General features: G+C 46.4%; 21 protein-coding genes and 1 other annotated feature (1 of these 22 running past the window's edge). Of the genes, 5 read left to right on the forward strand and 16 right to left on the reverse strand.

Translation table 11 applies throughout. The features are described from left to right. Nucleotides 1–216: a binding site (T-box leader), on the reverse strand; it reaches 17 nt to the left of the window's first position. Nucleotides 217–269: 53 nt separating this feature from the next. Beyond that, nucleotides 270–1,988: an acetate--CoA ligase gene (gene acsA, locus VP472_RS13880; RefSeq protein ID WP_014418650.1), complete on the reverse strand. Its 1,719-nt coding sequence runs from the start codon at nt 1,986–1,988 to the stop codon at nt 270–272. Nucleotides 1,989–2,146: 158 nt separating this feature from the next. On the opposite strand from acsA, the gene VP472_RS13885 reads away from it, so the two are divergent. From VP472_RS13885 to VP472_RS13895, 3 genes are read left to right on the forward strand one after another with little or no spacing between them, the layout of a single operon-like run. Continuing rightward, the gene (locus tag VP472_RS13885) at nt 2,147–2,779 is read left to right on the forward strand and encodes a GNAT family N-acetyltransferase (RefSeq protein WP_015240397.1); all 633 of its coding nucleotides are present in this window, start codon (nt 2,147–2,149) and stop codon (nt 2,777–2,779) included. Between the two features lie 24 nt (nt 2,780–2,803). Then, nucleotides 2,804–3,448: an acetoin utilization AcuB family protein gene (locus VP472_RS13890; RefSeq protein WP_060387100.1), complete on the forward strand. Its 645-nt coding sequence runs from the start codon at nt 2,804–2,806 to the stop codon at nt 3,446–3,448. Then, entirely contained in the window at nt 3,445–4,611 is a 1,167-nt protein-coding gene (locus tag VP472_RS13895) for an acetoin utilization protein AcuC (protein WP_146277498.1), read from the forward strand. Before VP472_RS13890 ends, VP472_RS13895 begins: the two co-directional genes overlap by 4 nt. Before the next feature lie 9 nt (nt 4,612–4,620). On the opposite strand, the gene motS is transcribed toward VP472_RS13895, so the two are convergent. From motS to VP472_RS13955, 12 genes are all read right to left on the reverse strand, one after another. Further along, nucleotides 4,621–5,310: a flagellar motor protein MotS gene (gene motS / locus VP472_RS13900; protein ID WP_146277346.1), complete on the reverse strand. Its 690-nt coding sequence runs from the start codon at nt 5,308–5,310 to the stop codon at nt 4,621–4,623. After that, nucleotides 5,300–6,115, reverse strand: coding sequence for a flagellar motor protein MotP (gene motP, locus VP472_RS13905; protein ID WP_003152386.1), 816 nt, complete (start codon nt 6,113–6,115; stop codon nt 5,300–5,302). The genes motS and motP overlap by 11 nt, the downstream gene beginning before the upstream one ends. A gap of 68 nt (nt 6,116–6,183) precedes the next feature. Next, nucleotides 6,184–7,188, reverse strand: a complete 1,005-nt coding sequence (gene ccpA / locus VP472_RS13910) for a catabolite control protein A (protein WP_003152385.1) — start codon at nt 7,186–7,188, stop codon at nt 6,184–6,186. A 278-nt stretch (nt 7,189–7,466) separates the two neighbouring features. Continuing rightward, complete coding sequence (locus tag VP472_RS13915) at nt 7,467–8,543, reverse strand: bifunctional 3-deoxy-7-phosphoheptulonate synthase/chorismate mutase (RefSeq protein WP_003152383.1); 1,077 nt, start codon at nt 8,541–8,543, stop codon at nt 7,467–7,469. A 235-nt stretch (nt 8,544–8,778) separates the two neighbouring features. Continuing rightward, the gene (gene ytxJ / locus VP472_RS13920) at nt 8,779–9,105 is read right to left on the reverse strand and encodes a bacillithiol system redox-active protein YtxJ (protein WP_017418385.1); all 327 of its coding nucleotides are present in this window, start codon (nt 9,103–9,105) and stop codon (nt 8,779–8,781) included. A 25-nt stretch (nt 9,106–9,130) separates the two neighbouring features. Beyond that, on the reverse strand, nt 9,131–9,544 hold the full coding sequence (locus VP472_RS13925; protein WP_003152380.1) for a YtxH domain-containing protein: 414 nt from the start codon (nt 9,542–9,544) through the stop codon (nt 9,131–9,133). A gap of 32 nt (nt 9,545–9,576) precedes the next feature. Continuing rightward, complete coding sequence (locus VP472_RS13930; RefSeq protein WP_007408777.1) at nt 9,577–9,999, reverse strand: DUF948 domain-containing protein; 423 nt, start codon at nt 9,997–9,999, stop codon at nt 9,577–9,579. Nucleotides 10,000–10,157: 158 nt separating this feature from the next. Further along, nucleotides 10,158–11,456 (reverse strand): UDP-N-acetylmuramate--L-alanine ligase, encoded by a 1,299-nt coding sequence (gene murC, locus VP472_RS13935; protein ID WP_003152377.1) that lies wholly within the window; start codon nt 11,454–11,456, stop codon nt 10,158–10,160. Nucleotides 11,457–11,696: 240 nt separating this feature from the next. Further along, the gene (locus VP472_RS13940; RefSeq protein WP_146277348.1) at nt 11,697–14,300 is read right to left on the reverse strand and encodes a DNA translocase FtsK; all 2,604 of its coding nucleotides are present in this window, start codon (nt 14,298–14,300) and stop codon (nt 11,697–11,699) included. A 167-nt stretch (nt 14,301–14,467) separates the two neighbouring features. Further along, nucleotides 14,468–15,073, reverse strand: coding sequence for a YtpR family tRNA-binding protein (gene ytpR / locus VP472_RS13945; RefSeq protein WP_003152375.1), 606 nt, complete (start codon nt 15,071–15,073; stop codon nt 14,468–14,470). 14 nt (nt 15,074–15,087) lie between these two features. Next, nucleotides 15,088–15,897 (reverse strand): DUF1444 domain-containing protein, encoded by an 810-nt coding sequence (locus tag VP472_RS13950; RefSeq protein ID WP_146277350.1) that lies wholly within the window; start codon nt 15,895–15,897, stop codon nt 15,088–15,090. A 15-nt stretch (nt 15,898–15,912) separates the two neighbouring features. Beyond that, on the reverse strand, nt 15,913–16,236 hold the full coding sequence (locus VP472_RS13955; RefSeq protein WP_003152373.1) for a thioredoxin family protein: 324 nt from the start codon (nt 16,234–16,236) through the stop codon (nt 15,913–15,915). Nucleotides 16,237–16,433: 197 nt separating this feature from the next. On the opposite strand from VP472_RS13955, the gene VP472_RS13960 reads away from it, so the two are divergent. Continuing rightward, nucleotides 16,434–16,880 (forward strand): YtoQ family protein, encoded by a 447-nt coding sequence (locus VP472_RS13960; protein WP_025649736.1) that lies wholly within the window; start codon nt 16,434–16,436, stop codon nt 16,878–16,880. A 252-nt stretch (nt 16,881–17,132) separates the two neighbouring features. Here VP472_RS13960 and VP472_RS13965 read toward each other — a convergent pair whose 3' ends face one another. The 3 genes from VP472_RS13965 to VP472_RS13975 form a co-directional block, all read right to left on the reverse strand. Next, nucleotides 17,133–17,621 (reverse strand): HPP family protein, encoded by a 489-nt coding sequence (locus tag VP472_RS13965; protein WP_026092269.1) that lies wholly within the window; start codon nt 17,619–17,621, stop codon nt 17,133–17,135. Nucleotides 17,622–18,091: 470 nt separating this feature from the next. Then, nucleotides 18,092–18,673, reverse strand: a complete 582-nt coding sequence (locus VP472_RS13970) for a CGNR zinc finger domain-containing protein (RefSeq protein ID WP_102422696.1) — start codon at nt 18,671–18,673, stop codon at nt 18,092–18,094. Between the two features lie 299 nt (nt 18,674–18,972). Continuing rightward, nucleotides 18,973–20,046: a M42 family metallopeptidase gene (locus tag VP472_RS13975; RefSeq protein ID WP_003152370.1), complete on the reverse strand. Its 1,074-nt coding sequence runs from the start codon at nt 20,044–20,046 to the stop codon at nt 18,973–18,975. Nucleotides 20,047–20,204: 158 nt separating this feature from the next. On the opposite strand from VP472_RS13975, the gene VP472_RS13980 reads away from it, so the two are divergent. Continuing rightward, nucleotides 20,205–20,522, forward strand: a complete 318-nt coding sequence (locus tag VP472_RS13980) for a PepSY domain-containing protein (protein ID WP_003152366.1) — start codon at nt 20,205–20,207, stop codon at nt 20,520–20,522. The last annotated feature ends 20 nt before the right edge of the window (nt 20,523–20,542 follow it).

Consider the following 20,542-nt stretch of genomic DNA (forward strand, 5'->3'; position numbering starts at 1 on the left):
CGCGGTACCACCCTACTAATAAAAGCATAAAAAAGCTTTTATCACTCTTTTTGATAACGGACCGTGTCCGTTCTTTCACTACTGAAAGCCTTGGAATGACTTTGTTCGCAAAAGCGGTTCATGAGTGTATTCGGCATATCTTATGTGCTGATTTTCACCGGCCATCAGCTCTCTGGAACAATCAGATATCCTACTTGTCTCAATCAAAACCTTTTCGTATGAAGCTTACTCATTTTTAACATAAATAAAATACGATGTCAACGCCGTCTTTAATCTTCCATTGTGGACAGGTCGCCTGCCGGCAGGTTCAGCTCCCACGCCTTCAGCACACGTCTCATGATTTTTCCGCTCCGTGTTTTCGGAAGTTTATCTTTGAATTCAATTTCCCGCGGTGCGGCATGCGCGGCAAGCCCCTGTTTTACAAAGAGGCGAATGTCCTCCTTCAGCTGATCGGATGGCTCATGCCCTTCTCTGAGCGCGATAAACGCTTTAATAATTTCTCCCCGGACAGGGTCCGGCTTTCCGATGACGCCGGCTTCGGCAATCGCCGGATGTTCAACAAGTTTGCTTTCGACTTCAAACGGGCCGACGCGCTCGCCGGATGTCATAATGACATCATCGACTCTGCCTTGGAACCAGAAATAACCGTCTTCATCCATATAAGCAGAATCTCCGGAAACATACCAGCCGCCCGGCATGAAATAAGAATCATATTTCTCTTTGTTGTTCCAAATGGAATCCATCATCGACGGCCAGCCCTTTTTAATGGCGAGATTTCCCATCCGGTACGGCGGAAGCTCATTTCCCTGATTGTCAACGATCGCCGCTTCCACTCCCGGAATCGGTTTCCCCATTGAACCCGGCTTGATCTCCATGCAAGGATAATTGCAGATGAGCTGTCCGCCCGTTTCTGTCATCCACCACGTGTCGTGGATGCGCTTGCCGAATACTTTATGTCCCCACTTGATGACCTCGGGGTTCAAAGGTTCTCCGACACTCAGGACGTGACGAAGTGAAGTAAGGTCAAATTTGGATGCCATTTCATCTCCGGCGCCCATAAGCATTCTGAAAGCCGTCGGAGCGCTGTACCAGACGCTGACACCGAGCTTCTCAATCGTGCCGTACCAGTTTTCCGGACTGAATCTGCCGCCGACGATCACGTTCGCCGCTCCGTTCAGCCACGGCGCAAATATCCCGTACACCGTCCCGGTCACCCAGCCCGGGTCCGCAGTGCACCAGTAAATATCGTCTTCTTTAAGATCAAGCACCCACTTGCCGGTCTGGTATTGCTGAATCATGGCTTCATGAACATGGAGCACACCTTTGGGCGTTCCGGTAGACCCTGATGTGTAGTGAAGCAGGTAGCCGTCTCTTCTGTCCATCCATTCAATATCAAGTCTCGTGCTTTCTCCCTCAGCCGCTTTATCATAATGGATGATTTTATCTCCCGCTTCTTTGCTGCCGCCGACAATGAAAATATGCTCGAGGTCGGGCAGGCTGTCCGCCGGAATCCGTTCGGCCAGTTCAGGTGTCGTCACGACAACCTTTGCCTGGCTGTTCAACAGGCGGTCTTTGACGGCGCCTTCCATAAACGCTTCAAATAAAGGGCCGGCGATTGCACCGATTTTAATTGCGCCGAGCATAATAAAGTAAAGCTCCGGCGAACGCGGCATGAAAATAAAAACGCGGTCCCCTTTTTCCACGTTTCCATACCGTCTCAGTACATTTCCCGCCCGATTCGATTCCTCCATCATTTCTTTAAATGTATATTTTTCATCCCGGTTTGCGTCCTTGTAATACAGCGCTACTTTGTTTTTTCGAAATGATTCGGCATGACGGTCAATCGCTTCGTACGCCGCATTCAGCTTCCCCGTCTGATGCCAGGAAAACTCCGCTTCGACCTCTTTCCAATCGAAGCTGCGGTACGTTTCCTCATAATTTCGCAGATGATAATTCCCCTTTTCCGCCGGCAACGCTTTCAAATTCATGCAACATCCCCCTTTGCTTATCTATAGACTAATTATAGTAGATGTTCACAGTTTTCTCAATTTTTAAAATATAAATTACAACACTATTGAAAACGCTTTATATTTTGTTATGCTTAAGAGAGATGTGTTTTTATTAAGAACCGACAGGCGGTGAATCAGTGAAACATCATAAAACGTACCATTCTTCATCAATTCAGACAGCAGCCGGCCCTCTATTGGTAGAAGGGCCCGTTCCTCCAGAGGACCTAGCACAGTATGAGTTTCATGAAGGCCTGACAGCCTTTCGCCTTCCTCATGAACAGCACAAAGCGTTAATCGAGATCGCCGGGCTTCCTGAAGGTCGGATCATTATCGCCAGGGACGGACAGACGATTATCGGCTATGTGACGTATTTATATCCTGATCCGCTTGAACGGTGGTCTGACGGAAATATGGAAGACCTCCTTGAACTCGGTGCGATCGAGGTCGCTCCCGGCTACAGGGGCTGTTCTGTCGGGAAAACGTTGCTGACAGTCAGCATGATGGATGAACAGATGGAACGGTACATCATCATGACGACGGAATATTACTGGCATTGGGATTTAAAAGGAATGAAAAAAGATGTGTGGGAATACAGAAAGATCATGGAAAAGATGATGAATGCCGGGGGTCTTGTCTGGTTTGCAACGGATGAACCGGAAATCAGCTCTCATCCGGCCAATTGTCTGATGGCCCGCATCGGCAGGCACGTCAGTCAGGAGTCAATTGAACAGTTCGACAGGCTTCGTTTTTATCAGCGATTTATGTATTGACTGACATACAAAGGGGATAAAAAGATGATTGCAGAACAAATCATGAAACGGGACGTCATCACCGTCTCAAAACACGACTCCATTGAAACAGCCGTCCGTAAAATGAAGGTATATCATATCCGCCATCTCCCTGTCATCGACGACGAGCTGCACGTCATCGGTATTGTCACAGACAGAGACATTAAACAGGCCGGCCCCGGCAGTTTCGAACAAAAGGAACGCGGCGCGTTTCTGACAAACAAAGTGGAGACCATTATGAAGCGGAATGTTATCTGCGCCCATCCTCTTGACTTTGTGGAAGAAATATCCGCTTCCTTTTATGAGCACGGCATCGGCTGTCTGCCGATTACGGTAAATCATAAGCTGACGGGCATTTTAACGAAAACCGACGTGCTCCGGACTTTCGTCAGCCTGACAGGCGCGGCCCAGCCGGGATCCCAGGTGGAAATCCTGGTGACGGATATGACAAAAAGCCTTGCTGATCTCAGCTGCATGTGCCGTGATCTTCAGCTGCAAATCCTGAGTGTGCTCGTCTATCCCCATGATTCCGCCGGGTCGAACATTCTCGTCTTCCGGGTGAAGACGATGAATCCGCTCCCTTTTATCCGTGCCGTTCATGAAGCCGGATACAATGTCTTATGGCCGAAACATTTGAGGGATCAGCCATGAGAGACAGCGTTTTTGTTTACTCGCCTTCTTATCAGACGTATCAATTTCATCAGGATCATCCGTTCAATCAGCAGCGCGTGCTTTTAACATACGATCTGCTTCAGGCGGCGGACGCGTTTGACGAAGGAGACATCGTCATTCCGCGCACGGCCTCTAAAGAAGAGCTGGCTCTCGTTCATACAGAGGATTATATACAGGCGGTGGAACTTGCGGGTGCGGGCCGGCTCCCTGCCGCAGAAGGAGAAAGCTACGGTCTCGGAACGGAAGACACCCCCGTTTTTGCCGGCATGCATGAAGCTGCGTCGCTTCTGGTGGGCGGCACCTTAACGGCGGCTGATTACGTCATGACGGGACAAGCTAGGCACGCCTGCAATTTAGGAGGCGGCCTTCACCACGGCTTCCGCGGCAGGGCGTCAGGCTTTTGTATCTATAATGACAGCGCCGTGGCCATCCAATACATCCAGAAGAACTACGGGGCAAAAGTGTTATACATTGATACAGACGCCCACCACGGCGACGGCGTTCAATTTACGTTTTACGACAGGTCTGATGTCTGCACTGTTTCTTTTCACGAGACCGGGCGTTATTTATTTCCCGGGACGGGGCAGGTACTGGAAAAAGGAAGCGGGCAAGGCTACGGCTATTCTTTTAACATTCCGCTGGACGCTTTCACAGAGGACGATTCCTTTCTCCACGCTTACAAAACGGCCGCCTCTGAAATTGCGGCTTTTTTTAAGCCGGATGTGATTCTTACCCAAAACGGTGCGGACGCCCATTATTACGACCCATTGACACACCTGTCCAATACAATCTACATTTATCAGGAGATCCCGCGGCTCGCTCATTCATTAGCCCATCAATATTGCAGCGGCAGATGGATCGCGGTCGGCGGCGGCGGATACGATATTTGGAGAGTCGTCCCGAGAGCATGGAGCCGCATTTGGCTTGAGATGAAAGGGATTGATCCCGGGGAGCGCATACCGCAGAAATGGATTGATAAATGGCAGAAGCATTCCCCCTGCACGTTGCCCGCTTTTTGGAGTGATCCTGAACAATTATATCCTCCGATTCCACGCAAAGAAGAAATTTCAGAAAAAAATGCCCAAACCGTGGAAAAAGCACTTTTTGCCATCCGGTCTGAGCAGCGGTATAAAACAAAATAAAAAACGACCTTATGAGGAGGTCGTTTTTTTGATCACAATTTCTACACGGCGGTTTTCTTTCATATGTCCGGGACTTTTGTTGTCCTTCACAGGTTTCGTATCCGCATACCCGGCAGAGATAAACCGTTTGGCGGAAAAGCCTTCATTCGCGGTAAAATACCGGATCACACTCGCCGCTCTTGCAGACGACAGCTCCCAGTTCGACGGGAATTGATAGGTGGAAATCCGGCGGCTGTCCGTATGGCCTTCTACCTGTATGTCATTCGGAATTGTTTTTAAAAGCACCGCGATCTGATGCAGAACCGGCTCGGCGTTTTTCAGCACATCCGCTTTTCCCGTCTGAAACAGAACGGCCTCCTGCAGCACAAGAACCACTCCGCGCTCATCGCGCTTCGCCGTCAATTTGGAACTCAAATGATGCGCTTTTATGTATGTCTTCACGTTTTGTAACAGCAAATCCTGTTCTTTATTTTCGTTTGCTTTGTCTGATGACGCCGGTTCACCCCCGCCGCCGTTTGTATGAATCGATGAAACGGCAGATTGAAATTTTTCCGCGTCTATTTGCGACATCGAAAAAAGCAAGATAAAGAACACGAGAATGAGCGTGATCAAGTCAGCGAACGTCACCATCCATCTTGGTGAACCGCCGGAATGTTCCGGTTTGTTTCTTCTTTCAAAACGCTCTTTTCTAAGCTTCATGGACAGCGCCCTTTTTCTTGTTCGCAGGCTGTCCTTTACGCCAGTCTTCTCTTGAGCTGAAGACGACGAGCTGACTTTCGAGGTTGCGGGGATTTTTGCCCGATTGGATGCCGACAACCCCTTCGATCATGACCTGTTTGATGAAAATTTCACTTTCCGTTTTTTCTTCAAGTTTTGCCGCGATTGGAATAAACACCAAATTGGCAAGCAGCGCTCCGTACAGCGTCGTCAATAGCGCAACGGCCATGTTCGGTCCGAGGGTATGCGGGTCATTTAAATTTTTGAGCATAAGAACGAGTCCGACGAGCGTCCCGATCATTCCCCAGGCGGGTGCGAAATCACCGGCTTTTTCAAAAACGCGTCTTCCTTTTCTGTGTCTTTCTTCCATTGCGGCGATCTCAGAATCCATCACCAGCCGGATCGTTTCCTCGTCCCAGCCGTCAATCGCAAGCAAAAGCCCTTTTTTTAAAAACGGATCCTTGATCTCCCGCGCCTGGTCATCCAGAGACAGCAGCCCCTGCCTGCGCGCCTGCTCCGAAAGGCTGACAAATACTCTGACAAGCTCTTTCACATTGTCATCCTGACGGGAGAATACCTGTTTCAGAACAGAAGGGGTTTTCTTTAAATCCCTCGGCGGAAAGCTGATAAAGACCGCCGCGGCAAGGCCGCCTGTGACGATTAAAAAAGAAGTCAGATCCAAAAATGAACTGATTCCCGCCAGTCCCGTCCCTGACAGAATACCGATTGCGACAATAATACAGCCTAACATAAAGCCAACGGGCGTCAGATAATCAAAACGTTTCATATCTTCTCCTTACTCAAGTAAAAAAGCAAGATTCCACCCCTCAGAGTGAAGCTTGCTTTTCCGTTTTTTTATGACTTGGTTGATTGTCTTAATTCGATGCGGTGAGGCAATTCGACGATATGCTCTTCAACCGGCTCTTTGTTCATCAGTTTTGTCAAAAGTCTCATCGCCACGGCGCCGATATCGTACGTAGGCTGCACGACTGTTGAAAGCTGAGGGCGGACCATCAGGCTCAATCTCGTATTGTCAAAACCGATAATATCAAGATCATCAGGTATCGAAAGACCTTGATCTTGGGCCGCATGGATAATGCCGAGGGCCATTTCATCCGTCGCAGAAAGAATCGCCGTCGGTTTCCGGTCAAGGCCCATCAAGCTTTGAAGCGCCTCCATACCGGAATCATAAGTGTAATCGCCTTCCGCTACGAATTGCTCGTTAAACGGAATCGCCGCTTCTTCAAGCGCCCGTTTGTACCCTTGCAGTTTTTTCGAACGGTTGATCGGCTCTTGCATCGGTCCGGAGACGAATGCAATATCACGATGCCCTTTATCAATGAAAAGCTTAACGGCATCATAAATCGCCTGTTCATAATCAATGGCGACAGAAGGCGTCTCGCCCTGTTCTTCCACTGATGCAGCCAAGACGATCGGCACAGGAGAGCGCTTAAATTCTTCGACATGCTCGTCCGTAATGTTGCCGCCCATAAATACGATACCGTCCACTTGTTTGCCGAGCATCGTATTTAACAGATGCAGTTCTTTCTCAAGATTTTGATCCGAGTTGCTTAAAATAATATTATATTTGTACATCGTCGCGATATCTTCAATTCCACGCGCAAGTTCCGAGTAGAAAATGCTTGAGATATCAGGGATGATGACGCCGACCGTTGTCGTTTTTTTGCTTGCAAGCCCTCTTGCCACCGCGTTCGGACGGTAGCCGAGCCGGTCAATGGCTTCCAATACTTTTTTTCTGGTCGTCGGTTTTACATTCGGGTTGCCGTTCACGACGCGGGAAACAGTCGCCATACTGACATTTGCTTCTCTGGCCACATCGTATATCGTAATGTTGCTCACTGAAACCACTCCTTTTACTGGATACACTTATCCTTATCTATAGCATAAACACTTTATGTAAAGAAATGTCGTACAATTTCGCATTCTGTCGTTTATGATTGTAAGCGTAAGTCAGTAGTGTACATTATTTTTCATTATTCATCAAATTTAAATATCTCTCATGAAATTATACACGTTTTTCCCAGTGATGAAAACGTTCACTTTCATTTTATAATTAAATAAAATGAAGATACGAAAAAAAGCCGCGCGAGGCGGCCTTTAAAGAGCGGAACATTGTATTATGCTTTTACTTTCAGCATCGGCTTTAATTCGTTCAGCCATTTCTCGAATTCAGGGATATCCATCTGCTGCGCAGAGTCTGACAGGGCAACGGAAGGATCAGGGTGAACTTCGGCCATCACGCCGTCAGCGCCGATCGCAAGCGCCGCTTTTGCTGTCGGAAGCAGGAGATCGCGGCGGCCTGTTGAGTGTGTGACGTCAACAAACACCGGCAAGTGAGTTTCCTGTTTCAAAATCGGCACGGCAGAGATGTCGAGTGTGTTTCTCGTTGCCGTTTCGTACGTTCTGATTCCGCGCTCACAAAGAATGATTTGGTCGTTTCCTTGTGACATGATGTATTCAGCTGCATTGATGAACTCTGAAATTGTTGCGGCAAGACCGCGTTTTAACAATACCGGCTTTTTAACGGAACCGGCGGCTTTCAGCAATTCAAAGTTTTGCATGTTCCGCGCGCCGATCTGAATGACGTCAATATAATCAATCGCTTGCTCAATGTGGGCGGGCGTTACGATTTCACTGATCACCGCGAGGTCATATTCATCAGCGACGCGTTTGAGAATTTGCAGGCCTTCTACGCCGAGACCTTGGAAATCATACGGACTTGTGCGGGGTTTAAACGCGCCCCCGCGCAGGATTTTAATGCCTTGTTTTTTCGCGGCGGCCGCGACTTCGGCAACCTGCTCATAGCTTTCTACGGCACAAGGTCCGACGATGAATCTCTGATCGCCGTCACCGATTTTTTCGCCTTTAATGTCAACGATCGTATCTTCTGCTTTTTTCTTCCGGGAGACGAGCAACGCTTTGCTGTGATCCTCTTCTTGAAGTTCAAGTCCGGCTTTGAAAATTTCTTTGAAAATATGCTGGATCGTTGAGTTTTCAAATGGGCCGTCATTGCTTTCAATAATGCGGTTAAGCATTGTACGCTCTCTGACAGGGTCAAATCGGTTGACACCCTGTGCTTCCTTTGCTTTACCGATTTCTTTTACAACGGCTCCGCGTTCATTGATTAATTTAAGGATTTCTAAGTTTAGTGCGTCTGCCTGCTGTCTTAGGCTCTCTAATTCCTTGTTGCTCATCTTTTTCATCCCTTCTATGCTATGTTTTATTTTAATGGTTAACATGCATCTTACTACAGTTATGCGAAAATAGGAATATGAAATAATAAATTTTTTCACATTCGACTTTATCACAAAAACGCTTTTAAGCTTTTATGCGTTGAAGCAGTATATATTGATATCCTACATGATCCGGCTGAAATGATCAATAGTTTTTTTCAAAAAAAAACCGCCGGTATCAACCGGCGGCCAGCAATTATGAAAGGTGCTGCTCTATTGCGTTTTTTGTGATTTGTGAATGAGACGCGTGCCATTTCACTTCGCCGTTTGTAATGACGAATACTTGCGGGCTTTCATGTTTCACGCCGTATGTCTCGGCGATATAGTTTGAAAGCGGCCGGCTGTCCTGCACATGCAGGTAATAAGAAGGTACTTCTGAATGCTCCGATGCAAAGGCGTCAAACTCCTGAAACGCGGCTTGGCTGATCGGGCAGGTTGTGCTGTGTTTCAAAAACACGAGCGTGTTTTCTTTCTCAGCGGCATTTTTGAACTCTTCTTCAGACGATATCAGCTGTTTTGTCATGTCGGTTATCTCTCCTTATTGAAGGTCAGCGATTTGCCTGACCGGCTTTTTCCCCGGCGTCTTCCGCTTCGGCCTTGATGCTTTGGGCCGTGTCCTGCATTTCGCTTCTCGTCTCTTCGGCTTTCTCGGTTAGTGTGCTCTTAGAACGGTCTTTTAAATCCTTCACTTTATTCATAATCTGGCCTGACTGATCAGCTACCAGCTGGGTGATATTAGATGTTTTGTCCTTGGCGATGCTGACATATTGAGAGCCTTTTTCTTTCGCATCGGCCGTCATTCTGTCCGTCTTATCCTTTAACGCAGAAGCCTGACTGCCGAGATCGTCGCGCAGCTCCTTACCTGATTTAGGCGCCAGAAACAACGCCGTTGTCGCGCCGATAATTCCCCCGATCAGCGTTCCGATTAAAAAATCCTTACTATTGATTCCATCTTTGCTCATTATGATTCCTCCTTAGTGGATTTTTCTTATGATTAAAGCGATGTTTTTTTCTTTTGCTTCCACTTGTCCCATATTTCCATAGCGGCCTGGCTCCAGGTGACAACCTGACTGATCTTATCCTGATTCTCTCTTACAGAGGCCGTAACGGAACCTGCTGCCTGCTTTATGGATGTATTAAACTGCTGGACGGAAGTTCCCACTTCCTGAACAGCATGGACAACCGTATTTAATTTCTCTGATTTTTCCTGAATGTCTTCCGCGAGACGGTTTGTCTTATGTAACAGCTCGGTTGTCTCTGCGGTAATGCCTTTCATCTGCCCTTCAAGGCCGTCTAAAGTCGAGGCTACGTTTGTTAAAGTCATCTGCACGGACTTTAATGTTTTGGACAGATAGATGACGAGGATGAGAAATGCAACGGCAATGAGTGCGACGCTTAAGTAAAGAATGATGATCATCTAATACCTCCTTATAATGCAGGATATAGTGGTATATACCCAATTCTCAAAATGATAAACATATATGAAAGGTCTGTATGTATACTATTTCTCCGTTTATCGGTAAATCCCTTTTGCAGCACGCGCAAAAAAGCAGTGAGAGCCCCACTGCTTTTTTGTTACGCTATGACGTTTTCATAGGCTCTCATATATTTTTGAATGTCTCCGGCGCCCATGAAGATCAGCACTGCGCCTTCATGCGCTTTTAACACGGATGTGTCATTTTCTTCAATGAGTTCTGCGTTATCGATTTTTTCCTGAAGATCCGTGATCGTGAGCTTGCCGACGTTCTCGCGGGCAGAGCCGAAAATGTCGCACAGATACACGCGGTCGGCCGCGCTTAAGCTTTCTGCGAATTCATCCAGGAATGATTGCGTCCGTGTAAACGTATGCGGCTGAAATACCGCGATGATTTCACGTTCGGGATATTTTTGGCGCGCCGCCTCAATCGTGACTTTGATTTCAGTCGGATGGTGGGCGTAGTCGTCGATCAGTACCTGGCTGCCGATCACTTTTTCATTGAATCTGCGTTTGACGCCGCCGAATGATTCAAGTCCGAGCTTAATCATGTTCACGTCTATCTCTTCATAGTGGCAGAGCGCAATGACCGCTAAGGAATTGAGGACATTGTGATGGCCGTATGCCGGGATGTAGAACGTATCGTAAAACGTATTGCGGACAAAGACGTCAAATGTCGTGCCTTCCGTATTTTTTACGATGTTTCTCGCTTGAAAATCGTTTTCTTCTCCCGTGCCGTAATAAACGACTGGCACATTGGCGTGAATTTTCGGCAGGTACTCGTCATCACCGCAGGCAATGATGCCTTTGTTGACTTGAAGCGCCATGTTTTGGAAAGCATCAAACACATCGTCAATGTTGGCGAAATAATCAGGGTGGTCAAAATCAATATTCGTCATAATCGCATAATCAGGCTGATAGCTTAAGAAATGACGGCGGTACTCGCAAGCTTCAAATACAAAGTATTCGCTGCTTTCATTTCCTCTGCCCGTCCCGTCCCCGATAAGAAACGAAGTCGGCTTCGCCTGCTGCATCACGTGTGCCAAGAGGCCCGTTGTGGACGTCTTGCCGTGTGCGCCCGTTACCGCGACACTTGTGTATTTTTTCATATATTCAGCTAAAAATTTATGATATCTGATGACAGGAATCCCTTCATCGAGCGCCTTTGCGATTTCCGGATGAGAATCAGGAAATGCGTTTCCGGCGATGACCGTTAAGCCGGGTTTGATGTTATCGGCGCTGAACGGATAGATCGGGATATTTCTTTTTTCAAGGGCAGCCTGAGTGAAAATCTGCTTCTCGATATCCGATCCCTGCACCTGATACCCTGTATCATGCAGGATTTGAGCAAGCGGGCTCATACCTGTCCCTTTTATTCCAACAAAATGATAAACAGTCATAATCGTACCTCCAACAAACGTCTATCTGTTCCCCAGTATATGACGCTCATTTCATTTTGCGACCGCAGCGGGCGAAAAGCCCGCACAGCGGCGCTTCCATTTATTTTTACGTTATCGTCAGTATCTGTAACTTTCTTTTTGATTAAACCTGCCGCATGATATTTCAGCGCGTGACAGTGATGCAGTTTTGATGGTCCATCCACTATCATACCATGTTTGTGAGAAAAATGAACGATATTCTTATTCTTGAGAAATGTCAGCGGCCGTAATCAGCACTTCACGGGGTTTGCTGCCCTTCGCTTCTGAGATCATGCCTTCGGCTTCCATCATGTCAATCAGCCTCGCGGCGCGGTTATAACCGATTCTGAACCTTCTTTGAAGGCTTGAGGTGCTGGCGCTGTTTTGCTCCACGACGAATTGGCACGCCTCAGGAAACAGTTCGTCTTCTTCCTTAAGGGCGGTTCCCTGCCTGATCAGTTCTTCCTGTTCAAACAAATAAGAAGGCGGCAGCTGTTTTCTGACATGAGAGACGACGCGGTCAATTTCTCTGTCGGACACAAAGTTGCCCTGCAGGCGCACCGGTTTTCCGGTACCGTTTTCCCAGTACAGCATGTCGCCTTTTCCGAGCAGCTTTTCCGCTCCCGCCATGTCGATGATCGTCCTGGAATCTACCTGGCTTGAGACGGAGAATGCAATCCTCGTCGGTATGTTCGCCTTGATCATTCCGGTAATGACATCGACAGACGGACGCTGTGTCGCGACAAGCAGATGAATGCCGCAGGCTCTCGCTTTCTGTGCGATTCTGGCAATGCTTTCTTCCACATCGTTCGGCGCGACCATCATTAAATCGGCAAGCTCATCAATGACCACTACGAGGTAAGGGAGCTTTTCGCCTGTCTTATGATCGGCCGTTAATTCATTAAAGCGTCCGATATCTCTCACACCCGAATGGGCAAACAGTTCATACCGCCGTTCCATCTCTTCCACAACCCATTTTAACGCGGCGGTCGCGGCTTTGGCGTCCGTGATGACGGGGCTGACCAAATGCGGAATTTGGTTATAAGGCGCAAGCTCGACCATTTTCGGATCAATCAGAAGCATTTTGACATCACTCGGATCCGCCTTATAAAGCAGACTGACCAAAATGGTATTGATGCAGACGCTTTTTCCCGATCCTGTCGCACCCGCTATCAACCCGTGCGGCATCTTTTTCAAATCAATGACGACCGGGTTTCCGGAAATATCGACACCGAGCGCGGCTGTAAGCGGAGACGGATTCGTCCTGAAAGCGGCGCTTCTGATCATCTGCCTTAAATCGACGACTTTGCTTACGCGGTTCGGAACTTCAATGCCGATCGTGTTTTTACCGGGGATCGGCGCCTCAATCCGAATATCCTTGGCAGATAAACTCAGCTTTATATCATCTGCTAAGTTTGTAATTTTGTTTACTTTCACTCCGGGCTCAGGATGCACTTCAAAACGTGTGACGGACGGGCCTTGTGTGACATGAACGACTTGGGCGCGCACATTAAAGTTTTTCAGCGTAACGTTTAAAAGCTCGCGCTGTTCTTCAATCCACGATTGGTCGTCATGTCTTTGCGCCGGCGGTACGTCCAGAAGCGACAGATTCGGAAAGACATAGCTCGCTCCGCCCTCTGGCGTCTTCGTCTGCTTGTGTTTATCGCTTTTAAGCATCATGACGTTAAACGGAACATTGCGCTCTTTCGGCCGCTCCGCTTTTCTCACAGTCTGAGGCTGTCCGGGATGCTCCGTTTTTTCCTCGGCAGGCCGGGACGGGGCATCAGCCGTCTCAATGCTTGCAGGTTCAGGCTCAAGGTCTGAATGCCGGTCTGCTTCATTGTACTCAGGCTGAGAGTCTGCTTCCTGTTTCGCGTCGGCTTCAGCTGATTCGGGCTTGTCTTCAGACTGCGGCTGAACTTCCTCATCGTATCCGGGTTCTGTGTATGTATACACCGGTTCTTCTGCGGTTTCAAAAGGAGGTGCTTTTTCCGGCTCAGGCTCCTGATATTCCCCCTGCAGCGCCGCTTGTTCCTCTGTGTTTTCAGCCGTTCGGGATGCTTCATACTCAGGCTCTTTAATAGGCTGCGGTCGGGTTTGTTCATGCTCTTGTTCTTCTGTAAAGCCGGCAGACTCCGCGCTTTCGGTGTGCTCCCGCTCTTCAGCCTGCTGCGGTTCTGGTGCTGCAAACACTTGCTCTTTTGCATTCTCAGCCTCGGTGTGAAGCTCCTCTTTTTTAACGGCCTGGATTTCTTCCGTTTCTTGTTTCGCAAACGGTTCTGGCCGGTCATTCGTCTGTTTTGTTATACCGGATGTTGTGAAGACGGGCTCTTTTTCCGTTTCCTGACCGGATTTTGGCGGAACAAATTGCTCCTCTGACAGCAATGTTACGTTCTCTTCACGCCGCTTTTCGGAAATAGGCGCTTTTTTTATGCTGTGCTGAGATTGAAAGCCGTAAACCGGTGAAGGAATGGATGACGGTTTAAAGGGCTTTTTCACGGCATCAGGCTCTTTATGTGTATGCTGTTTCCGCTCGGTTTGCTCCTTCCCGGCGGCATAACCCCGGGACGGCTGGCGGCGTTCGTGCCTTTCCCGCTGTCTTTGGTTTTGCTCCGTTCGCTTATAGCCGTCCGGAACGACCGGGAAGCGGAAATTCCCTTTCGGATATTCGTAATATATTTTAGGATCTTCCATGCGCGTTAATTTGCCTTCTGGCTGATCCGGTATGTGCTGTTTCGGGATTTGGGCATGCGTGTTCGGTTCACGTTCATGCTCTTCTTCTTTTTCACCTAAAAATAAGTCAAAAAATTTATTCAGCCAACTCATGTTTAATCACTCTCTAACTCCCTTTTTAGTAGTCTGGGACGATATTTAGTATACCATTGCCGGGCGGTTCAGAAAAGATTAAGCTCCCAACTGAAGAAAGCCGTTAAGCAGGCCTGCTTAACGGCTTTCTCTCACATCATTCGATTCTGTGCGCTTATTTATGGGAGTTAGAATTGAAATGCTTCGCCGGCCTCGCGGCTGTCTTCAAGAACAAGAATCCCTTTTTCCGCCGGCGCATCCGGCAAAGCGAGTTCTTTCGCGGAGCAGATCATGCCGCTTGACGGAACGCCTCTTAATTCAGCGTCTTTAATCACAAGTCCGCTCGGCATTACCGCGCCGACTTTAGCGACGACGACTTTTTGCCCTTTGTCCACGTTCGGCGCGCCGCAAACGATTTGAAGGGTTTCCTCTCCCACATTCACTTGGCAGATATTCAGTTTATCCGCATTCGGATGTTTTTCTTTCGATTCAACGTGACCGACAACAAATTTCGGAGAAAGGTCAACCGTCAGCGTTTCTGAAACGCCGTTTCTGTTCAGTATTTCATTCACATCCTGAACGAATGTCTCAGACAAAGCGACGGGGCCGTTGTCCTCAATCTGTAAGTAAGAAGACACGTTAAAAATGTTAAAGCCCGTCGTTTCTTTTGTTTCTTTGTTAAAGATTCTGACGACATCGCCTTCTCTTTCATAGCCGATTTCTTCGCGTGCTGCATCTTTAAGAGAGATCAGAAGCGTATCTCCCACACCTTCTTTATTGTAAAAAGCGTTCATAAGAAAAATCCTTTCTAATCCTTTTTCGGCCGGCTTTTCGCCATGATAAACACAGGTTCCAGTCTGCCTTCATTATACAGAAATGAAAGGGCCGTAATCGGCACCGTGCCGCTTGCAAAGAAGCTCATGGACATTTGCCCTAAAATATCATAACCCGATTCATTTCGAATGTCAGCAAGTATTAATACATCCTGATGCGGAACGGAAATCGCTAATTCGCCTTCAGCGGCCTGCTTGTATTCATGAAGAATCGAATCATTGAGAATCCGGCTGGCGTCATAGCCGTCATTCGCCCTGAAAAAATAAAAATAATTGTCCGCAACCGTATCCTGTTTCACGACCGAAGGAAGAGAGCGGAGATTGAATGACGCCGTCTCCCTGATGCGTTCTTTTGTCCAGCTTTCTTTCTCGAGCATACGGCTGTCAATTAAGCGGTACGTCTTACCGAGATCAAGCGCATAGTAGATTCTCGTTTCGGCCGTATGGTCATCATACACGAGCGGAATGCCGTCGCTCGTTTGATCGGGAAATGACGTAGAGCGGATGACCGGATAGATTCCGGTTTCCTTTCCGGACATCTCCTGTCCGCTGCCTTCCATCGCCTCCATCGCTTCTGACACATAGTAGACGATTTCGTCGATCGCTTCTTCTTTTTTTGTCTCCCACTTCGCAATGATCGGCGGGAGCTCCAATGTGATGCCTTTTTTGGTCGTTTGATCCTCAACACGGAGGGTGTCTTTTTCTCTGTCAAAAAAGAAGGATCGGTTCTCGTGCTGCAGGCGCTGTTTTAATAAATCCGCCAGCTTCCTTGACGTCATTTTCAAAGCCCGTGGCCTCCTTTATGCTTTAGCAAGGGAATCGGTTAAAAATTGCTCAATTTCTTCTTTTGTTTTACGGTCTTTGCTGACGAAGCGGTTCACTTCTTTTCCTCCGTTAAACACAACAAAGCTCGGAATGCCGTAAATTTCCCATTCCGCGCATGTATCAATAAATTGATCGCGGTCTACGTAGTAATAAGTGAATTCGGGAAAGTCCGCTTCCAGCTCAGGGAGAAACGGCTCCACAAAGCGGCAGTCCGGGCACCAATCCGCTGAAAACATAAATACCGCCCAATCGTCTTGTACCGCTTTTTGCAATTCTTCCGTGCTTTCAATCTTTTTCATTGTCATTCCTCCATCTGGATTATGAGTTTTTTATATGCTGATGTTTGTCCAATTGGATCATACCAGACTGTTTACGGCAAAACCAACTATATGCAATATCATTATCATATTTCATTTGCATTATCAAGCAAGTTTCGTTTACCATTTTGCTTGTAGCCGTACGAAATTCTGAATATGTACATAAGGAGGGGCAAAAGGTGCAGTTTGTCGTGTATTTAGCCGGTGAAATCCACAGTGATTGGCGGGATGAAATCAAACAAAAAGCAAAAGCGCTGAACCTGCCGATTACGTTTGTCGGTCCGATGGAAAACCATGAACGCTCAGACAATATCGGAGAAGAGATTATGGGCGTGCAGCCCGATTCTGTTTTAAAAGACGCCAGAGCTTCTGATATCAACAATTTCCGTACAGAGGTGCTGATGGAAAAAGCCGATTTTGTGATCGCCCTGTTTGGCGAGAAATATAAACAGTGGAATACCGCGATGGATGCTTCTTATGCCGTCGCAAAAGGAAAGCCGCTCATTCTCATCCGCCCGAAAGAACTTCATCATCCGCTGAAAGAGCTTTCCGGAAAAGCGAATATCACGGTCGAAACCGTAAATCAAGCGATGAAAGCACTCTCTTATTTATTTGAAACAAAATAAGCAGGCCGCCTTTATGCGGTCCTGCTTACCTATTTACAATAGAATGGTATCAAATCTTACTTTTCAGACTTTTTTCTCGAATCCAAAAGAATTTGTCCGCAATAAATTATTCCCACAGCCCTCTTTTTCTTCACTTCATTCATGAATTATTTTACTCAACCTCAAACTAACTATATATTGTTTTCTTTATATGTAAGGAAGGAGAGCGAAATCTGCGCAATAACGGATACATATGCTGCTCGTTGAAATTGATTAAAACCAAAAAGTGGGATACTGCCGATTATTTCGCAAGTTATTAATAATAACTGCTGCCGCAACAATAATTACAGATCCCACAAAAACCGGAAAAGCTAAATAGCTCCAAGCATACGCCCCTTGAATAACTACAATAGGGTCCGCTCCAGCAGGTGGATGAGTAGTCTTTGTAACCGCCATAAAAAATATAGCTAGCCCCACTCCTAAAGCCAATGTCCAGGGATGAGAACCAAGAAGATTATATATAACAAGTCCAGTCAATGTCGAGATGAAGTGTCCGCCAATAATATTTCTAGGTTGTGATAAAGGGGCATTCCACGCTCCGAAAGCCAGTACACAACTTGCCCCAAAAGGCGCCATCAGCCACAGAGATCCAGTTTTATAGGTTATCAATGACAAGATTAAAATTGTTATAAAACCACCTAATAAGCCTGTTGAAGCATCTTTAACATTTACTTTTAAAGGACTTTTTCCTCCTCCTTTCATTTTTTTGAAATAATAGCCTTTTTTACTTTGTGGATTTTCTGCTGTTTGCTCAATCTTCAATATAACCCCTCCTTTTCACTAAGTTTAAAACAATTAAAATAACCTGTCAATTTAATTTTAAAGGGTTATAAATCTGAAATTACAATCCTTCTCTCTTTCAAAGATTGTTCTTCTATTCAAAAATGATCTTTTAAGAACGCTTGAAATATCATTTTCCTGTTTGTTACTTTAACCTTTTTTTATAATTCAACTGGGTTTTAGCTGCAAATTGGTTGTTTTATGAGCGACATTTTAATTTTCCGTAAAAGCCGTTAAGTTACTTATTGATTGTTTTTTCTAAAAAAGACAAACAACCTTACTCAAAAGAATATTGAAATAAGGCTGTTCATTAACTTTTTATTTATATGTGATTATTCAAAATTAAAGTAAAGTGCAAGATGATTTCGACAATACAATAAAGAAAATTTGTTCTATGTTTTTTTAAGATGACGGGAAACCTTTTCTCTGTTACCACATATCTTCATTGAACACCATTTTCTCCTTCCAGTGTTATCAATGAATAATAAAACACATTCCTCATTAGCACATCGCTTAATTAAATTAATCTTTTTTGTATATATTAGCGATAAGCCATCATAAGCAATGAGCGAAATAATTGCATCATCAATATTTCCAATTGGAATACGAGCAAGTTTAGTATCGAGAATCTTATATGTAAATGGAGCCAATTCAATCTTTTTTTCTAAAAAAGTGATAAAAGATTCTCCAGGTTCTTCACCATCTGCAATTTTCTCAAAATTTTCTCTTAGTGTTGATCGTAACTCAAGTATTTTTTCAACCATCACAGTAGTCAGTTCATCTTGTGCTTTTTTTAATGTTAATTGATTGAAAAAAGGGGTTACTTTACTCATTAACCTTAACCATTCTAAAAGATCCTCTTTTGACTTTAACAAATTATGACGTTTACCATAACTGACCACCTCAGTATTAACCAGATCAAGAGGAAGATTGTTAGAGATGAGAGGAAATTTTATGTTTGTCTTTTTTGTCATAATCATACCTCCTTGCAGAACAAATAAAAAATGCAAATGTCACTCGACTTTGTGAAATCGCTGCTCATCTCAATGCTTGCAGCATGTTTTTGATTTAAAAACGTTTATCATTGCAATAAAGATTCGTGGTTGTTTATTTGGATTGGAACCATTTTGATAATAATATTGAAAAATAATATGTGTTACCTAATTCTATTTTCAATACGCTTTAATGAACTGTCTCGATCACGCGGCTTAAAACAGAATGTAAAAACAGCAGTCAATAAGTATTCAAAGGGACTTATTGACTGCTTATTTTTTTACACATTTTCTCTGATCGTTTCAACCGTCTGTTTGTCACTCGCCATGACCAGCTTAATGAGCATTTCTTTCGCCGCGGCATAATCATCGACATGGATGATAGCGGCATTTGTATGAATGTATCTTGAACAAATGCCGATGACGGCAGACGGAACCCCGCTGTTTGATATGTGGACGCGTCCGGCATCCGTTCCTCCGCCTGAAGCGAAATATTGATAAGGGATATTGTGCGTTTCCGCCATATCAAGGACGAACTCTCTCATCCCGCGGTGCATGACCGTCGTTCTATCGAGAATGCGGAGCAGCACCCCCTCGCCGAGACGGCCGAACAGCTCCTTATCCCCGCTCATATCATTTGCCGGGCTGGCATCAAGCGCGAAGAAGAGATCAGGCTGAATCATGTTGGCCGCTGTCTGCGCCCCTCTCAAGCCGACTTCCTCCTGAACGGTGGCCCCGGCGTAAAGATTGTTCGGCAGGTCTTTTCCGTGCAGCTCTTTTAATAGTTCAATGCTTAACCCGCAGCCGTAGCGGTTATCCCACGCTTTGGACAATATTTTCTTCTCGTTGGCCATCGGGGTGAACGGGCAGACCGGCACGACCTGCTGTCCCGGTCTGATCCCCATTTTGACCGCGTCCTCTCTGTCATCGGCACCGATATCAATCATCATATTTTTGATCTCCATCGGCTTTGCGCGCTGGGCATCCGTTAAAATGTGGGGCGGGATGCTTGAGATGACGCCGATAATCGGTCCGTTATCCGTCTGCACCTCGACGCGCTGGGCAAGCAGCACCTGGCTCCACCAGCCGCCGAGCGTCTGAAATCTCAGCATGCCGTTATCCGTAATCTGTGTCACCATAAACCCGACTTCATCCATATGCCCGGCTACCATAACGGTCGGCGCATCTTCAGCGCCGCGCCTTACTCCGAAAACACTTCCGAGTCTGTCCTGCACGATGTCATCCGCATATTTCGCAAGCTCCCGTTTCATAAAGGAGCGGACCTGATGTTCATTTCCCGGTGCGCCGGGAAGCTGCGTCAGCGTCCGGAAAAGCGTTTTCGTTTCCTCATTCATATTTTCCCCTCATTTCTATGTAATGCTTTTATTTTATTAGAAAAACAACTGTTTTCCAAGCGCTCAGGTTGAATGGGCTGTAAAACCGCCGCTTTACTTAACACCGTCTGGCATCTTCTGTATAATAAAAACTACGACATAATTGGAGGTGCTTCATATTGAAATTACGTCATTTTCTCTTAGGTGCAGGAGTCGGATTATGCGCTGCCATCGCAGTGAAAAAGTATGCGATGAAACCTTATATCTCTTCAGAAAAAGCGCTCCGTATCGTGAAAGCGGCTTTTAAACAGCGCGGGCCGATAGACGGATCATGGATTTACACAGAGCCCGAGCCCTACCAGGTAAACGGAGAAACCATCCAGGTATACAAAACCGGCGTGACACGTTCGGCATTCGGCGAACTGGAGCAATATGAAGTTATGGTCAATGCAAAAACAGGCCAGATTGTCGATGTCATTGATTCTGTCGCCTCATAATTCGGACAAGCAAAAAATAA

It is taken from the genome of Bacillus sp. MT(2024), assembly GCF_036362845.1.
Lineage (GTDB): Bacteria > Bacillota > Bacilli > Bacillales > Bacillaceae > Bacillus > Bacillus velezensis.

What these genes read in the sequence shown, in the direction of transcription:
- acsA (WP_014418650.1), bottom strand. Translation starts at nt 1,988, where the DNA reads ATGAATTTGAAAGCGTTGCCGGCGGAAAAGGGGAATTATCATCTGCGA.
- VP472_RS13890 (WP_060387100.1), top strand. Translation starts at nt 2,804, where the DNA reads ATGATTGCAGAACAAATCATGAAACGGGACGTCATCACCGTCTCAAAA.
- VP472_RS13895 (WP_146277498.1), top strand. Translation starts at nt 3,445, where the DNA reads ATGAGAGACAGCGTTTTTGTTTACTCGCCTTCTTATCAGACGTATCAA.
- motS (WP_146277346.1), bottom strand. Translation starts at nt 5,310, where the DNA reads ATGAAGCTTAGAAAAGAGCGTTTTGAAAGAAGAAACAAACCGGAACAT.
- motP (WP_003152386.1), bottom strand. Translation starts at nt 6,115, where the DNA reads ATGAAACGTTTTGATTATCTGACGCCCGTTGGCTTTATGTTAGGCTGT.
- VP472_RS13915 (WP_003152383.1), bottom strand. Translation starts at nt 8,543, where the DNA reads ATGAGCAACAAGGAATTAGAGAGCCTAAGACAGCAGGCAGACGCACTA.
- ytxJ (WP_017418385.1), bottom strand. Translation starts at nt 9,105, where the DNA reads ATGACAAAACAGCTGATATCGTCTGAAGAAGAGTTCAAAAATGCCGCT.
- VP472_RS13925 (WP_003152380.1), bottom strand. Translation starts at nt 9,544, where the DNA reads ATGAGCAAAGATGGAATCAATAGTAAGGATTTTTTAATCGGAACGCTG.
- VP472_RS13930 (WP_007408777.1), bottom strand. Translation starts at nt 9,999, where the DNA reads ATGATCATCATTCTTTACTTAAGCGTCGCACTCATTGCCGTTGCATTT.
- murC (WP_003152377.1), bottom strand. Translation starts at nt 11,456, where the DNA reads ATGACTGTTTATCATTTTGTTGGAATAAAAGGGACAGGTATGAGCCCG.
- VP472_RS13940 (WP_146277348.1), bottom strand. Translation starts at nt 14,300, where the DNA reads ATGAGTTGGCTGAATAAATTTTTTGACTTATTTTTAGGTGAAAAAGAA.
- ytpR (WP_003152375.1), bottom strand. Translation starts at nt 15,073, where the DNA reads ATGAACGCTTTTTACAATAAAGAAGGTGTGGGAGATACGCTTCTGATC.
- VP472_RS13955 (WP_003152373.1), bottom strand. Translation starts at nt 16,236, where the DNA reads ATGAAAAAGATTGAAAGCACGGAAGAATTGCAAAAAGCGGTACAAGAC.
- VP472_RS13965 (WP_026092269.1), bottom strand. Translation starts at nt 17,621, where the DNA reads ATGAAAGGAGGAGGAAAAAGTCCTTTAAAAGTAAATGTTAAAGATGCT.
- VP472_RS13970 (WP_102422696.1), bottom strand. Translation starts at nt 18,673, where the DNA reads ATGACAAAAAAGACAAACATAAAATTTCCTCTCATCTCTAACAATCTT.
- VP472_RS13975 (WP_003152370.1), bottom strand. Translation starts at nt 20,046, where the DNA reads ATGAATGAGGAAACGAAAACGCTTTTCCGGACGCTGACGCAGCTTCCC.